Origin of the sequence: Nocardioides sp. SYSU D00038, assembly GCF_016924665.1 — a bacterium.
Taxonomy (GTDB): domain Bacteria; phylum Actinomycetota; class Actinomycetes; order Propionibacteriales; family Nocardioidaceae; genus Nocardioides.
In genome coordinates, this window is record NZ_JAFFJT010000014.1 from 189,567 (window position 1) to 205,037 (window position 15,471).

The following is a 15,471-nucleotide window of genomic DNA, read 5'->3' on the forward strand; positions in this document are numbered from 1 at the left end:
GCGGCCCGGCGGCCTAGTAGCCGTCCTCGGCGCCGATCGGGATGCGTCCCTCGCCCGCGGCCGCGTCGATGCTGGCCACCAGCCGGGGGCAGGCGGCGTGCACCGGCCGGCCCTCGGGCCGCCGGTCCATCCGCGAGAACTCGGGGCAGTGGCCCAGCGCCTCCTCGTTCCACTGGATCGAGGTGTGGTGCTCGCTGTTCTTCTTCACCGCGACCCGCGCCAGGCAGTCGAGGCACTCGACCTCGGTGAGCCGCGCGGAGGTGTAGAGCCGCTGGTCCTCGAGGGTCTCGGGACTCGTCGGCACGAAGGACGCCATCGGCCTAGGTGCCCGTCATCGCCGAGTCGGGCGCGACGTCGTCGGAGGCCTCGGCACTCCTGCCGGCGGCGTCGCCGTCCTCCTCCGCCTTGCGGCGCAGGTTCTCGGCGACCTCCTCCTGCCAGTACTCGTTGGCCTTGGTGGTGTCGACCTCGAACTCGAAGCGGTCGGTCATCTCGGCGGTGACGTCGGCGCGGTCGACGTAGAACTGCTCGTACCAGCGGCGCAGCTGGTAGACCGGCCCGTCCTCCTCGCACAGCAGCGGGTTCTGCACCGGTGCCTTGTTGAGCCAGATGTGCACGTCCTGCTCGAAGCCCTCCTTGAAGGTCTCCGAGTAGCGGCGCCCGATGTACTGCGCGGTCTCCTCGTCGACGCCCTCGGGCTTCTTGACGCACACGCCGTACTGGAGCTTGAAGGAGTTGTGGCTCGTCGGCACGTGGCAGTTGATCAGGATGACCTCGGTCTCGAAGCCCTTGTAGTCGACGTTGAGCCAGTTGATCATGTACGACGGCCCGTAGTAGCTGGCCTCCGACTTCAGCACCAGGTCGGCGTCACCGTAGCCGCTGCCGCCGACGTCGGGCCGGCCCTTGGACTCCATGAACTGGGTGGCGACGTGACCCTCGAACACGTTGCGGAAGCTCGTCGGGAACGCGAAGTGGATGTAGAAGAAGTGCGCCATGTCGACGACGTTGTCGATGATCTCGCGGCAGTGCGCGGTCGGCACGTCGAGCACCTCCCACGTCCAGTCGGTGTAGGCGTCGGTGCCGACACCGGGCAGCTCGGGGGGCAGCACGTCGAGGTCGGGCTCGGAGCCCTCGTGGTCGTGCCAGACGAGCACCTGGTCGTTGCGGATCACGACGGGGTAGCGCTGGGTGCGGGCGCGCAGCGGCACCCGACGGGCGTAGGGGATCGACTTGCACCTGCCGTCGCCGCCCCACCGCCAGTCGTGGAAGGGGCAGGCGATCTCGTCGCCCTTGACGGTGCCCTGGGTCAGGTCGCCGCCCATGTGGCGGCAGTAGCCGTCGAGCACGTTGATCTCGCCCCGGGAGTCGGCCCAGACGACGAGCTTCCCGCCGAACGCCTCCACGGCGTGGGGCTTGCCGTCGGTGAACATCGACCTCAGGCCCAGGCAGTGCCAGCCGCGGGCGAACCGCTCCGGAGGCGCGCCCTGGTCGAGGGCCCGGGCGCCGCTGCCGACGCCGGTGCTGGTCTGGCTCATCGCATGCCTCTCTCCCGCACGGGTGCGTACCCGACGACAGTAGCCGAAAACGAGAACACGTTCTAGTCTGACGCCATGCGCGTAGCCCTGGATCCCGAGCACCTCGCCCTGCGGGCCGAGCTGCAGGAGTACTTCGCACAGCTGGTCACCCCCGAGCGTAGGGCCGGCCTGGCCTCCGCGACCGGGGAGTTCGGCGAGGCGGGTGTCTACAAGGAGGTGATCCGCCAGATCGGGGCCGACGGCTGGCTGGGCATCGGCTGGCCGAAGGAGTACGGCGGCCAGGACCGCTCGATGGTCGAGCAGCTGATCTTCACCGACGCCGCCGCGGTCGCCGGCGTGCCGATCCCCTACCTGACGCTCAACACCGTGGGGCCGACGATCATGCGCTACGGCACCGAGGAGCAGAAGGAGTACTTCCTCCCCCGCATCCTGGCCGGCGACCTGCACTTCTCGATCGGCTACTCCGAGCCCGGCTCGGGCACCGACCTCGCCTCGCTGCGCACCCGGGCGGTCCGCGAGGGCGACGAGTGGGTGATCAACGGCCAGAAGATGTGGACCTCGCTCATCCAGTACGCCGACTGGATCTGGCTCGCCTGCCGCACCGACCCCGACCTACCCCGCCACAAGGGGCTGTCGATGATCCTGGTGCCGGCGCAGGCCGACGGCGTCTCCTACACCCCGGTGCACACCGTCGCCGGGGTCGGCACCTCGGCGACGTACTACGAGGACGTGCGGGTGCCGGCCGAGAACCTGGTCGGCGAGCTCAACGGCGGCTGGTCGCTGATGACCAACCAGCTCAACCACGAGCGGGTCTCGCTGACCTCCGCCGCGCCGACCATCCACTCCCTGCGCCTGGTGCGCGAGTGGGCCCAGCAGACCAAGAACCCCGACGGCCAGCGGGTGATCGACACCGAGTGGGTGCAGGTCGCGCTGGGCCGGGTGCACGCGCGGGTCGAGGCGCTCTCGCTGCTGAACTGGAAGCTGGCCGCCGACGCCGACGCCGGGGTGGCGCTGTCGCCGGCCGAGGCGTCCGCGATCAAGATCTACGGCTCCGAGCTCAACACCGAGGTCTACCGCACCCTGATGGAGGTCGTCGGCCCGCACGCCGGGCTGACCGCCGACTCCCCCGGCGCCGCGCTCGCGGGCCGGCTCGAGCGGTTCCACCGCGCCTCGCTGGTGATGACCTTCGGCGGCGGCACCAACGAGATCCAGCGCGACATCATCGGCTACGTCGGACTTGGCCTGCCGGCCGCGAAGCGCTGACGCGCACGGAGGAGACGACCATGGACTTCAGCTTCACCCCCGAGCAGGACGAGGCGGCCGCGCTCGCCGCCCGGATCCTGGGCGACCGGGCCACCAACGAGCGGATGCAGGTAGTCGAGGCCGCGGGCTCGCGGTTCGACGCCGACCTGTGGCAGGAGCTCGCGGGCGCCGGGCTGCTCTCGCTCGCGGTGCCCGAGGAGCACGGCGGCGCCGGGCTCGGCCTGGTCGAGCTGGCCCGGGTGCTGGTCGAGGTCGGCCGCGTGGTCGCGCCGGTGCCGCTCGCCGTGCACGGCCCGGCCGCGCTGCTGCTGGCCGAGCTCGCCGGTGACGAGGAGAAGGAGCAGTGGCTGGTGGGCGCGGCGACGGGTGAGCGGATCCTGACCGCCGCGGTCGCCGAGGAGCGCTCCCACCTGCCGGCCCGGCCCACCGTGACCGCCCGCGGCGAGGGCGACGGCTGGCGGCTGACCGGGTCGAAGTCGATCGTCCGCGCCGGCACCGTGGCCGCGCTCTTCCTCGTCACCGCCACCACCGACGAGGGCGTCGGCGTCTTCCTCGTCGAGCCGGGGCAGCCCGGGGTGGCCACCACCGAGGGCCGCACCAGCGACCGCGACGTCGTGGTCCGGCTCGACCTCACCGAGGCGCCCGGCCGGCTCGTGGGCGGGCTCGACGGTGCCGCCGCGGCGCGCCTGGGCCAGCTGCTCGTCGCGTGCTCGTGCGCCGAGCAGCTCGGCGTCACCGAGGGGGCGCTGCGGCTGACCTCGGCGTACGCCGGAAGCCGCGAGCAGTTCGGCCGCCCGATCGGCACCTTCCAGGCGGTCTCGCAGCGGCTGGCCGACGGCTTCATCGACGTGCTCGCCCAGCGGCTCACGCTGTGGCAGGCGGTCTGGCGGCTGGCCGAGGGCCTGCCCGCCGAGACCGAGGTCGCGAGCGCCAAGCTGTGGGCCGCCGACGCCGGCCACCGGCTCGCCCACACCACGGTGCACGTGCACGGCGGGGTCGGCATCGACCTCGACGGCGAGGCCCACCGCTACTTCACCTCCGCCAAGAGGTTCGAGTTCCTGTTCGGCGGCGCCACCGAGCAGGCGCTGGCGATCGGCCGCAGCCTGGCCACCGAGCCGGCCTGACCCCGGCCCGGTGAGCGCGCCGACCGTCCGCGACCACCTGCTCGCCCGGCGCGGCGACCGCAGCCCCGGGCTGCTGGCCGGCGACCGCACCTGGACCTGGGACGAGGTGGTCGCCGCGTCGGCGGTCCGCGCCGCCGTGGTCGCCGACCTGCTCGCCCCGGACCGGCCGCCGCACGTCGGCGTGCTGCTCGACAACGTCCCGGAGCACCTGCTGCTCCTCGGCGGCGCGGCGCTGGGCGGCTACGTCGTCGTCGGTCTCAACCCCACGCGCCGCGGCCCCGCGCTCGCGGCCGACGTGGCCCGCTCCGACTGCCAGGTGGTGGTCACCGACGCAGCCCACCTGCGGCTGCTCGACTGCCTCGACTACCCCGACACCCCCGACACCCCCGACACCCCCAAGGTCCGGGTGCCGGTGCTGCTCGTCGACGGCGACGACTGGGCGGGCCGGCTGCGGCGCCACCACGGCGCCTCCGTGCCGGACGCCGACGTCCGGCCCGACACGCTGCTGATGCTGATCTTCACCTCCGGCACCTCCGGCGAGCCCAAGGCGGTCAACGTCACCCACGCCAAGGTGGCCGGGCCCGGAGTGCTGCTGGCGGAGCGCTTCGGCCTCACCACCGACGACGTCGCCTACGTCGCGATGCCGCTGTTCCACTCGAACGCGGTGATGGCCGGCTGGGCACCCGCGCTCGCCGCTGGCGCCGCGGTCGCCCTGGCGCCGCGGTTCTCGGCCAGCGGGTTCCTGCCCGACGTGCGGCGCTACGGCGCGACGTACGCCAACTACGTCGGCAAGCCGCTGGCCCACGTGCTGGCCACCCCGGCGGCGCCCGACGACGCCGACAACCCGCTGCGGCTGGTCTTCGGCAACGAGGCCAACGAGCGCGACATCGCGGCGTTCGGGGAGCGGTTCGGCTGCACGGTCGTCGACTCGTACTCCTCCACCGAGAACGCCGTCATCGTCCAGCGGGTGCCCGGCATGCCGCCGGGGAGCCTGGGCCGGCCGCTGCCCGGGGTGAAGGTGCTCGACCCGGTGACGACGGCCGAGACGCCGGACGCCCGGTTCGGGCCGGGCGGCGAGCTGCTCAACGCCGACGAGGCGACCGGCGAGCTGGTCAACACCACCGGCGCGGGGGCGTTCGCCGGCTACTACCGCGACCCGGACGCCGAGGCCGAGCGGATGCGCGGCGGCATGTACTGGTCGGGCGACCTGGCCTACCGGGACGCCGAGGGCTTCGTGTACTTCGCCGGCCGCACGAGCGAGTGGCTGCGCGTCGACGGCGAGAACCTCGGCGCCGCCACCGTCGAGCGGGTGCTGCTGCGGCACCCGGCGGTCTCGGAGGCCGCGGTCTACGCCGTGCCCGACCCGTCCAGCGGGGACATGGTGGTGGCCGCGCTCTTCACGACCGCTCCCCTGGCCCCGGAGGAGCTGGAGCGCTTCCTCGACGAGCAGCCGGACCTCTCCACCAAGGGTCGGCCGCGCTGGGTGCGCCTGCTCGACACGCTGCCGCGCACCGCGACCACCAAGGTGCTCAAGGGCGAGCTGGCGGCCGAGGGCGTGACCGGCCGGGGCGGGACGCTGTGGGAGCGCGACGAGCGCGGCACGGCGTACCGCGAGGTGCTTGACCGCCTGTGACGCCGATCACTAGTTTGACGCGTGTCAACTAGGGAGCCAGGGAGGGCCGATGGCCGAGAACGTCCAGCAGGCACTGCGCGAGCGCAGCGGCGACGACGCGGTCGCCGTCGACGACGGCGAGCGGCGGTGGACCTGGCGCGAGCACCTGCGCGAGGCGGCCACCGAGGCGGCGGCGGTCGTCGCCGGTGCCGAGGCCGACCGCCCGCTCCACGTGGGCGTGCTGCTCGGCAACTCCGCCGACATGCTGCGCTCGATGGCCGCCGCCGCCCTGGGCGGCTACGTGCTCGCCGGCATCAACACCACCCGTCGCGGCGACTCGCTGCTGGCCGACGTGCTCCGCGCGGAGTGCCAGGTGCTGCTGGTCAACGCCGACCACCGCGACCTGCTCGAGGGGCTCCACGACCGGCTGGCCGAGGCCGGTGTCCGCGTGGTCGACACCGACGGGCCGGAGTGGGCCGACCGACTGGCGGCGGCCACCACCGAGGTCGCCGACCTGGTGCCCCACCGCGAGGTGACCGCGACGGACACCTTCATGCTGATCTTCACCTCCGGCACCAGCGGCGAGCCCAAGGCCGTGCAGGTGCCCCACCTGATGGTGCTGTTCTCGGGGCTCAACCTGGTCGAGCGCTTCGCGATGACCGCCGACGACGTCGTCTACATCTCGATGCCGTTGTTCCACTCCAACGCGGTGGCCGCCGGCTACGCCGTGGCCGTCTGCTCCGGGGCCCGGATGGTGCCGGCCAGGTTCTCGGCGTCCAGGTTCCTCGACGACGTGCGCCGGTTCGGCGTGACCTACATGAACTACGTCGGCAAGCCGCTCGCCTACGTGCTGGCCACCCCCGAGCGCGACGACGACGCCGACAACCCGCTGCGGGTCGCCTTCGGCAACGAGGCCAGCGACCGCGACATCGACGAGTTCGCGCGCCGGTTCGGCTGCCGCGTGGTCGACGGCTTCGGCTCCACCGAGCTCGCGGTGATCATCACCCGCGAGGACGGCACCCCGCCCGGCTCGATCGGCAAGGGCTTCCCCGGGGTCGCGATCTACGACGCCGAGACGCTCACGGAGTGCCCGGTGGCGCGGTTCGACCAGCACGGTGCGCTCGTCAACGCCGACGAGGCGATCGGCGAGCTGGTCAACACCGAGGGCGCCGGCTACTTCCAGGGCTACTACAACGACCCGGCCGCCGACGAGGAGCGGCTGCGGCACGGCATGTACTGGTCGGGCGACCTCGCCTACAAGGACGCCGACGACTGGATCTACCTCGCCGGCCGCACCGCCGACTGGATGCGCGTCGATGGCGAGAACCTCGCTGCCGGACCGGTCGAGCGGGTGCTGATGCGGCTCGACGCGCTGAGCCGGGTCGCGGTCTACGCCGTCCCCGACCCGCTGGTGGGCGACCAGGTGATGGCGGCGATCGTGCTCCGCGACGACGCGACCCTCACTCCGGCGGAGCTCGAGGCGTTCCTCGACGACCAGCCCGACCTCTCACCCAAGGCCCGGCCGCGCTACGTGCGGATCGCCCCCGACCTGCCGTCGACGGCCACCAACAAGGTGCTCAAGCGCGAGCTGATCGCGCAGGGCCCGACGGCCGGCGACGGCGTGCTGTGGGTGCGCGAGGAGCGCGGCACGGCGTACGCCGTGGCTGTGGCTGCCGACGCGTGAGCCGGAGGCCGACCCGTCGGCCGCGGGGCATGGCCCGCCCGGGTGGTGCCCGACCGCCGGTCGGACCGTCCTGGGCCGAACGCGCGCACAGCGGCGGGCGGGTGCCTAGCGTGGCCCGGTGACCAGACCCGCCCGAGCCGCCCTCGCCGCCGTCGCCGCCGTCGTCGCTGCCCTGGGGCTCCCGCTCCTCGTCGCCGCGACCCCCGCCGGCGGCGCCGACCATGCGCGGCCCGCGACGACCCGCACCGCCGTCGACAACCCGCTGGCCGACCGCCCGTGGGGCGTCTACCGCGGCGGCGCGGAGATGGCGTGGACGCCGTACGTGCGCGCGACCGGCGAGCGCAAGCGGCTGCTGGGCAAGATCGCGCTGCGGCCGAAGGCGAAGTGGTTCGGCGACTGGATCGGCGACGACGCGATCGCCGGCAAGGTCCGCGAGTACGTCCGCAACGCCCAGGCCGGCGACCCCGAGACGCTGGTGCAGATGACGGTGTTCCGGATGATGCCGTGGGAGCAGGAGGCCTGCCGCCGGCTGCCGACTGCGGCCGAGCAGGCGAGCTACCGGCGCTGGATCGACCGCTTCGCCGGCGCGGTCGGCGACGCCCACGTCGCCCTGGTGCTCCAGCCCGACGGGCCCTTCGCCCTCTGCGCCCCCGGCGGGTCGAGGCTGCCCTCGTCGCTGGTGGCGTACGCCGCGCGGGTCTTCTCGGCGCTCCCCCACACCAGCGTCTACATCGAGGCCGGCGCGGCCGACTGGCACCGCGACGACGTCCGGCCCGCGGTGCAGCTGCTGCTCGACGGCGGGATCGCCGTGACCCGCGGCTTCGCGCTCAACACCACCCACTACGACTCGACCCCGCGCCAGGTCCGCTACGGCGCCCGGGTGGTCGCCGAGCTCGCCCGCCGCGGCGTGCCCGGCGTGCACTTCGTCGTCGACACCGCCGAGAACGGTCGGGCGTTCACCGGCGAGCAGTGGCGTGCGGCCGGCCGGCCCGGCGGTCGCTTCGACAACGCCCGCACCTGCCGCACCCGCGCCGAGCGGCGGTGCGTCACCCTCGGCATCCCGCCCACCTGGCGGGTCGGCGACCCCCGGTGGCGGCTGCCGGCCGACGTCCGCGCCCTCGCCGAGCAGCACGTCGACGCGTTCCTGTGGGCGGGCCGACCCTGGCTGCGCAACCAGAACAGCCCGTTCTCGATGAGCCGCGGCCTCGCGGTCGCCCGCACGACCCGCTGGTAGCCGCCGAGCCGTCGTTACTGCACTGCAGAAACGACGACTCGGCGCGGGGGGTCAGAGCTTGCCGAGCCGGGCGACGGTGTCGTCGAACTCCGCGACCAGGTCGGCCATCACGTCGGCGACCGGGCGCACCTCGTTCATCCGCCCGACGATCTGGCCGACCGGCATCGAGATCACGTCGGGGTTGTGGGAGGCGTTGATCCGGTTGTGCGCCTCGGCCACCAGGAGGTTCTGCAGCGGCATCGGCAGCGGCTGCGGGGCGCCCTCCTCGGCCCAGGCCTCGGTCCACTTCGTCTTGAGCAGCCGCGCGGGCTTGCCGGTGTAGATCCGGGTGCGCACGGTGTCGCTCGAGGTGGCCCGGGTGAACGCCGTCTCCCAGCCCTCGTTGCTCGCGAGGTTGCGGTACTCCTCGGTGCCGAGCCAGATCGAGCCGGTCCACACGCCCTGGGCGCCCAGGGCCAGCGAGGCCGCGACCTGCCGGCCGGACCCGATGCCGCCCGCTCCCAGCACGGGCACATCGGGGCCGACCGCGTCGACGATGTCGGGGGTGAGCACCATGCTGGCGATCTCACCGGTGTGCCCGCCGGCCTCGTAGCCCTGGGCGACGATGATGTCGACGCCGTTGGCGACGTGGCTCAGGGCGTGCTTGGCGGCGCCCGCCAGCGCGGCGACCTTGATGCCGTGCTCGTGGCACTTCTCGATGACGTCGACCGGCGGTGAGCCCAGCGCGTTGGCGATCAGCACCGGTCGGTGCTGCAGCGCGACGTCGAGGTGGGACCGGGCCACCGAGTGCAGCCACCCCAGCACGCCCTCGCGGCCCTCGCCCTCGGGCAGCGGCGGCACGCCCAGCTTGAGCAGCGTCTCGTCGACGAACCTCCGGTGCTCCTCGGGGATGTACGACGACAGGTCGGCCGAGGTCCCCTCGGTGGGGATCTTCATCGGCATCACGATGTCGACGCCGTAGGGCTTGCCGTCGGTGTTGTCGTCGAGCCAGCTCAGCGTGCGCTCGAGCTCCTCGGTGTCGTTGAACCGGACGCAGCCGAGCACGCCCAGGCCGCCGGCCCGCGAGACCGCCGCGGCGACGTGCTCGGAGGGCGTGAAGGCGAAGATCGGGTGCTCGATGCCGAAGGCGTCGCAGAGTGGGGTGCGCATGGGTCCTTCCCGGGCGGGTGGGTGGGCGTCAGACCGAGGTGGCCTCGGTGGTGCCGGCCAGCGCCAGCTCCTTGGCGGCGGGGTACTGCGCCTTGCCCGTGGCGTTGCGCGGCACCCGGTCGACCACGGTCATCGCCCGGGGCAGCTTGTAGCCCGAGAGGTGGACGCGCAGGTAGGTGCGCAGCTCCTCCAGCTCGAGGCTGGCGCCCTCACGCAGCTCGACGACGGCGGTGACCGCCTGGCCGTACCTCTCGTCGGGCAGGCCGACCACCAGCACGTCGTAGACGGCCGGGTGGCCCTTGATCGCCATCTCCACCTCCTCGGGGTAGACCTTCTCGCCCCCGGTGTTGACGCAGTTGGAGCCGCGGCCCAGCAGCGTGACCCGGCCGTCGGTCTCGATCCGGGCGTTGTCGCCGGGCACCGAGTAGCGCTTGCCGTCGATCTCGAGGAACGTCCTGGCCGACTTCTCGGGGTCCTTGTAGTAGCCGACCGGCACGTTGCCGCCGCGACCCAGGCGCCCGATCTTCCCGACGTCGGCCACCGGGTCGAGCACCCGGTTGTCGTCGTCGAGCACCACGCTGTTGGGGCCGAGACCGACGATCGGACCGTCGGGGCTGATGTTGTTGGGGTCCTGCATGCCCATGCCCTGGAAACCCGTCTCGGTAGCACCCACCGAGTCGGTGAAGACGGCGTTGGGGAACGCCGTGATCCAGCGCTGCTTGACCGGCGGGCTGAAGATCGCCGCGCTGCTGCTGATCGCGAACAGGCTGCTGCCGTCGTACGGCGTGCCGGTGGCGGCCTTGGCCTCGTAGGCCTCGATCAGCGGCCGGGCCATCGCGTCGCCGGTCATGAAGATCAGCTGGACCTTCTCGCGCTCGATGACCTCCCAGGTGCGCACGGGGTCGAACTTCGGCTCCAGCACCGTGAGGTGTCCGGCGAACAGATGCATCAGCAGCCCGGCCTGCGCGCCGCCGTGCATGAGCGGGCTGAGCGGGAAGGTGACCATCCGCGGGTCGGTGGCCTGCCGCGACTGGGCGAACTCGTCGAGCGGCTCGCCGGTGTAGAAGTCGATGCCACCGCCGAGCACCCGCCAGAAGTCCTCGTGGCGCCACATCACGCCCTTGGGGAACCCGGTGGTGCCGCCGGTGTAGATGATGTGGATGTCGTCGTTGGAGCGCTCCGGGAAGTCGCGCTCGGCGCTCTGGCCGGCGAGGGCGTCGGCCCACAGCACGCCGCCGTAGGACGACACGTCGGAGTCGTCGTCGGGCTCGAGCGCGTCGGGCACCACGACGGCGAGCCGGAGCTTCTCGTGCTTGGGGAAGGTGGCGGCCACCAGCGGCGCGTAGGTGCGCTCGTGGATCACCGCGACGACGTCGGCGTTGTCGAAGAGGTAGTTGAGCTCGCCCTCGACGTAGCGGTAGTTGACGTTGATCGTGACCGCGCGGATCTTGACCACCGCGAGCACCGCGACGACGTGCTCGACGCTGTTCTTGGCGTAGATCGCGACGTGGTCCCCCGCGCTCACGCCCTGGCCGGCCAGGTAGTGCGCGAGGCGGTTGGCGTCGGCCTCGAGCTCGGCGTAGGTGACCGTGCGGTCGCCCACCTTCAGGGCCGGATTCTCGGGGACGGCGTCGACGGCGTGCTCGAAGAGATCAGCGATGTTGAGGGCCACGCCGCGAGACTAGAACACGTTCTCATTCTTGGCTAGCATCCGCTCCATGACCACCAGCGCCGACGCCGCGACCGGCTCCGAGAGCGGCCCGCCGACCGACCCGCCGGCCGACCCCGCACCCCACTGCCTCGTCGAGCAGGACGGCCACAAGCTGGTCGTCACCATGAACCGGCCCGAGGCCCGCAACGCGCTGTCGGGCGAGATGCTGGCGATCATGTCGGACGCCTGGGACCGGGTGAACGCCGACGACTCGATCCGGGTCTGCATCCTCACCGGCGCCGGTGGCTACTTCTGCGCCGGCATGGACCTCAAGGCGGCGAACAAGAAGCCGCCGAGCGAGAGCTTCGAGTCCGGCGAGTTCGACCCCTCGGTCATCAAGTCGCTGCTCAAGGGGTTCCGGCTGACCAAGCCGCTCATCGCGGCCGTCGAGGGCCCGGCGATCGCGGGCGGCACCGAGATCCTCCAGGGCACCGACATCCGGGTCGCCGGCGAGTCGGCGAAGTTCGGCATCAGCGAGGCCCGGTGGTCGCTGTACCCGATGGGCGGCTCCGCCGTCCGCCTGGTGCGGCAGATCCCCTACACGGTCGCCGCCGACCTCCTGCTCACCGGCCGCCACATCCTGGCCCCGGAGGCCAAGGAGCTCGGGCTGGTCGGCCACGTGGTCCCCGACGGGCAGGCGCTGGCCAAGGCCCACGAGCTCGCCGACCAGGTCGCGGCCAACGGGCCGCTCGCGGTGCAGGCGATCCTCAAGACGATGCGCGACTCCGAGGGCAAGCACGAGGACGACTGCTGGCGCGACGACGCCCGCATCGGCGCGGCGGTCTTCGCCTCCAACGACGCCAAGGAGGGCCCCCGCGCGTTCGCGGAGAAGCGCAAGCCGGAGTTCACCGGCAGCTGATCGGGCCTACTCGCCGACGGGGTGCACCTCGTCGTCGGCGACGAGCAGTCCCCCGGCGACCCGGCAGTCGCTCCCCGGGACGGGGTCGGACACCCACCCCTCCGGCGAGACGGCCCAGCACCGGTCGGACTCGGCGCCGGTCAGGTCGCGGGTGGTGCCGCTGAGCGCCAGCCAGCCCGACCCGACGTCGGCGTCGGCGACCGTGGCGGTGACGGCGTCCGGTACGTCGGCGACCTTCCCCGAGATCGGGTCCCACACGGCGGCCCGGTCGCCGCGGTCGACGAGGAGCCACACCCGATCCGAGCGCAGCACCTCCGTGGTCGCCAGCACGCGCTGCACCCCGGTCGGCAGGGGCACCTTGGAGAGCCGCCCGGTCGTGGTGTCGATCGTGGTCACGTCGTCGCCGCCCCCGGCGGCGACCAGGGTGGGGCCCCCGCCCAGCAGGCCGGAGGGCTCGGCGACCGGGACGGCCCAGAGGCGCCTGCCGTCGCCCGCCGAGCGGCCCACCAGCCGGACGTCGCGACCGGTGACCTCGACCAGCACGTCGCCGACGACGCGCGCGGCGACCAGGCAGTCGACGTCCGCGGCCGTGACCGCACCGTCGGAGACGCGCAGCAGGCCGGCGCGGCCGGAGCGCTCCTCGTCGGGGACGACGAGCACGTGCGCCTGCTCGCGGGCCGGTGTGAACCGGTCGGCCGGTCCGAGGTCGCACTCCATCACCGGTCGCCCCCGCCGCCGCCACTCGACCTCGCCGGTCGCGAGGCTGAGACCCACCGCCTCGGTGGCCCCGCCGGACGGGGTGCTGGCGACGACGAGGGTCACGTCGTCGTGGGCGATGCCACGGCCGGCGACGGGTGCACTCCAGAGCTCGCGCCCCGACCCGGGGTCGACCGCGAGTGAGCCGTCCGCCGTGCCGAGCACCACCAGGTCGGCGGTGACCAGCAGCGGCTCTGCGTCGGGGCCGCCGTGCGACCAGGCCTCCTCGCCGGTCTCGACGTCGCGGGCGGTGCCACCCGTGACCACGAGGCCTCCGGTCGTCGCCGACCGGTCGTCGAGGGCACCGGCATCCGCGTCGTCCCACGTGGGGCGGTCCGACGGCAGGCCCACCACCGCGAGCACGGCCACCACGACGCCCGCCGACAACGCGGCCACGCCGAGCAGCACCCGCCAGAGCACGGGGCGGACGGAGGTCGCGACCAGCCACACCAGCCCGACCGCGGCGAGGGCGGCCCCGCCGGCGTAGGGGATGCGCCCCCAGTCCCAGCCGGTGGTGGCCGCCACGAGGGCGAGGCCGACGAGGACGAGAGGGGCGCCGAGAGCGGGTCCGGACCTCCGAGATCTGGTCACCGCGTCACCGTAGCGAGCGGCGTCCGGCCTCCCCGGCAACGGCACCCCTATCCTGTCCGGCGTGGAGGGCGGGGTCTTCGGAGGTGCTGTGGTGCTGCTGGTGGTCGGGTTCGTCGGGCTGATGGTCGTGCTGGTGGTCTTCTCCTACCTGCAGGCCAAGAAGCGCCGTGAGGAGCTCGCGGCGTTCGCCGCGTCGCGCGGGTGGACCTACGCCGCGTCCGACCAGCGGCTGGTCGACCGGTTCGAGGGGGCGCCGTTCGGCCGCGGCGACGACCGCCGGGCGACCAACGTCGTCTACGGCCACCACGCGGACCGGCCGTTCGTCGCCTTCGACTACCAGTACGAGACCACGTCGGGCACCGGCGAGGACCGGCGCACCACCACCCACACCTACTCGGTGGTGTGCCTGGCCCTGGGCGTGACCGTGCCGTCGCTGTCGGTGAGCCCCGAGAACGTCTTCGGCCGCTTCTTCGGCCGGCTCACCAACTCCGACATCGAGCTGGAGCTCGAGGACTTCAACCGGGCCTTCACCGTGACCTCGACCGACCGCAAGTTCGCCTCCGACGTGCTGCACCCGCAGATGATGGAGATGCTGCTGCAGTGGCCGGACCTGGCCTGGCGGCTGGAGCGCGACTCGATCCTGGTCTTCCGCACCGGGCGCCACGCGATCCCCGAGATCGACGGCAAGCTGGCGGTGATGGACCAGATCCTGGCCGCGGTGCCCGAGTTCGTCTGGCAGTCGCTGGGCGGCCGGTCGTGACGGTCGTGCTCGCGGTGGTGGGCGGCGTCGTCCTGCTGCTCCTGCTGTCGGTCGTGGTGATGTACAACCGCTTCGTGCGCCAGCGCACGCTCGTCGACGAGGCCTGGGGCGGCATCGACGTCGAGCTGAGCCGCCGGCACGCGCTGATCCCCAACCTGGTCGAGGCGGTGAAGGGGTACGCCGCGCACGAGCAGGCGGTGCTCCAGTCGCTGGTGGCGGCCCGGGAGGCCGCGACCGCCCACCGCCAGGACGCGCCCAAGACCCGCGAGGCCTACGAGGACGAGGTCGGCCGGGCGCTGGCGCAGGTGCTGGCGCGGGTCGAGGCCCACCCCGAGCTGCGCGCCAGCGCGCACTTCCTCGACCTCCAGCGCGAGCTCACGCTCACCGAGGACCGGATCGCCGCCGCCCGACGCTTCCACAACGGCAACGTGCGCGCCCTCAACACCCGGGTGCGCACCTTCCCCTCCAACCTGGTGGCCGCCGTCTTCGGCTTCCGCACCCGCGAGTTCTTCGAGCTCCACGACCCGGCGCAGCGCGCCGTCCCCGACGTCGCACCCTGACCCGTCGCGCCGAGTCGTCGTTACTCGTGCCGAGTAACGACGGCTCGGCCGAGCATCCGGGGCAGCAGGCGGGCGCGGACGACGATGCCGAGGTGGGCGGCCAGCGCGACGTAGAAGAGCACGTGGGCCGCGACGTGGAGCGGCACGACGTCGTCGTCGCCGGCCACGACGAGCACCAGTCCGGTGAGCGGCATGGCGTAGAGGCTGGTCAGCAGTCCCACCTCGCTCGCGTGCAGCCAGCGGCGGCCACCGGCGGTGAGCGTGGGCGACCACGGCGGCAGCGGGGTGGTCAGCCGCCAGAGGGTCCGCACCACCGCGAGGGCGAGCAGGGTCAGCCCGAGCAGCACGTGGAGGTCGAGCAGGTCGAACGAGCCGTCGAGCACGTCGTAGCCGTCGTCGCGGTCTCCCCCGCGCCCGCGCCCCCGGCCCCGCCCTCCGGAGTCGCCGCCGGAGTCGCCGCCGCGGCCCCGGCCGCGCCCGTGCCCGGAGTCGTCGGGGTCCATGGTCCAGCCCACGACGAGCTGGGCGAGGACGAGCAGCACCGTCGCCCAGTGCAGGGTCCGGGTGACCACGCCGTAGCCGTGCTCGCCGTTGCGCAGGTGCATGGCCGGACCGTACCCGGGCCCTCGGCCC

The 15,471-nt window shown here is 73.1% G+C and carries 14 protein-coding genes; 8 read left to right on the forward strand and 6 right to left on the reverse strand.

Annotation, left to right across the window (positions count from 1 at the left end):
• Positions 1-13: 13 nt before the first annotated feature.
• The gene (locus JT721_RS07855; RefSeq protein ID WP_307827948.1) at positions 14-304 is read right to left on the reverse strand and encodes a hypothetical protein; all 291 of its coding nucleotides are present in this window, start codon (positions 302-304) and stop codon (positions 14-16) included.
• 16 nt (positions 305-320) lie between these two features.
• Entirely contained in the window at positions 321-1,535 is a 1,215-nt protein-coding gene (locus JT721_RS07860; RefSeq protein ID WP_205472393.1) for a Rieske 2Fe-2S domain-containing protein, read from the reverse strand.
• 75 nt (positions 1,536-1,610) lie between these two features.
• On the opposite strand from JT721_RS07860, the gene JT721_RS07865 reads away from it, so the two are divergent.
• The 5 genes from JT721_RS07865 (at position 1,611) to JT721_RS07885 (ending at position 8,452) form a co-directional block, all read left to right on the forward strand.
• Positions 1,611-2,798: an acyl-CoA dehydrogenase family protein gene (locus JT721_RS07865; RefSeq protein ID WP_205472394.1), complete on the forward strand. Its 1,188-nt coding sequence runs from the start codon at positions 1,611-1,613 to the stop codon at positions 2,796-2,798.
• 20 nt (positions 2,799-2,818) lie between these two features.
• Positions 2,819-3,922 carry an acyl-CoA dehydrogenase family protein gene (locus JT721_RS07870; RefSeq protein ID WP_205472395.1) on the forward strand — a complete coding sequence of 368 codons (1,104 nt, stop codon included), beginning with the start codon at positions 2,819-2,821 and terminating at the stop codon, positions 3,920-3,922.
• A 10-nt stretch (positions 3,923-3,932) separates the two neighbouring features.
• Positions 3,933-5,555, forward strand: a complete 1,623-nt coding sequence (locus tag JT721_RS07875; protein ID WP_205472396.1) for an AMP-binding protein — start codon at positions 3,933-3,935, stop codon at positions 5,553-5,555.
• A gap of 49 nt (positions 5,556-5,604) precedes the next feature.
• Entirely contained in the window at positions 5,605-7,218 is a 1,614-nt protein-coding gene (gene fadD1 / locus JT721_RS07880) for a fatty-acid--CoA ligase FadD1 (protein ID WP_205472397.1), read from the forward strand.
• 118 nt (positions 7,219-7,336) lie between these two features.
• Positions 7,337-8,452, forward strand: coding sequence for a glycoside hydrolase family 6 protein (locus JT721_RS07885; protein ID WP_205472398.1), 1,116 nt, complete (start codon positions 7,337-7,339; stop codon positions 8,450-8,452).
• A 51-nt stretch (positions 8,453-8,503) separates the two neighbouring features.
• Here the strand turns inward: JT721_RS07885 and JT721_RS07890 are convergent, their stop codons facing one another.
• The gene (locus JT721_RS07890; protein ID WP_205472399.1) at positions 8,504-9,601 is read right to left on the reverse strand and encodes a nitronate monooxygenase family protein; all 1,098 of its coding nucleotides are present in this window, start codon (positions 9,599-9,601) and stop codon (positions 8,504-8,506) included.
• A 28-nt stretch (positions 9,602-9,629) separates the two neighbouring features.
• A complete protein-coding gene (locus JT721_RS07895; protein WP_205472400.1) occupies positions 9,630-11,273 on the reverse strand; it encodes an acyl-CoA synthetase in 1,644 nt (547 codons plus the stop codon).
• Positions 11,274-11,319: 46 nt separating this feature from the next.
• On the opposite strand from JT721_RS07895, the gene JT721_RS07900 reads away from it, so the two are divergent.
• Positions 11,320-12,171 (forward strand): crotonase/enoyl-CoA hydratase family protein, encoded by an 852-nt coding sequence (locus tag JT721_RS07900; RefSeq protein ID WP_205472401.1) that lies wholly within the window; start codon positions 11,320-11,322, stop codon positions 12,169-12,171.
• Positions 12,172-12,177: 6 nt separating this feature from the next.
• Here JT721_RS07900 and JT721_RS07905 read toward each other — a convergent pair whose 3' ends face one another.
• Entirely contained in the window at positions 12,178-13,518 is a 1,341-nt protein-coding gene (locus JT721_RS07905) for a PQQ-binding-like beta-propeller repeat protein (RefSeq protein ID WP_205472402.1), read from the reverse strand.
• A gap of 61 nt (positions 13,519-13,579) precedes the next feature.
• Between JT721_RS07905 and JT721_RS07910 the strand changes: the two genes are divergently transcribed.
• Together JT721_RS07910 and JT721_RS07915 are read left to right on the forward strand one after the other, a co-directional pair.
• Positions 13,580-14,278: a DUF3137 domain-containing protein gene (locus JT721_RS07910; protein WP_205472403.1), complete on the forward strand. Its 699-nt coding sequence runs from the start codon at positions 13,580-13,582 to the stop codon at positions 14,276-14,278.
• Positions 14,275-14,838: a LemA family protein gene (locus JT721_RS07915; protein WP_205472404.1), complete on the forward strand. Its 564-nt coding sequence runs from the start codon at positions 14,275-14,277 to the stop codon at positions 14,836-14,838. Before JT721_RS07910 ends, JT721_RS07915 begins: the two co-directional genes overlap by 4 nt.
• A gap of 20 nt (positions 14,839-14,858) precedes the next feature.
• Here the strand turns inward: JT721_RS07915 and JT721_RS07920 are convergent, their stop codons facing one another.
• Positions 14,859-15,443 carry a cytochrome b/b6 domain-containing protein gene (locus JT721_RS07920; RefSeq protein ID WP_205472405.1) on the reverse strand — a complete coding sequence of 195 codons (585 nt, stop codon included), beginning with the start codon at positions 15,441-15,443 and terminating at the stop codon, positions 14,859-14,861.
• Positions 15,444-15,471: the final 28 nt, after the last annotated feature.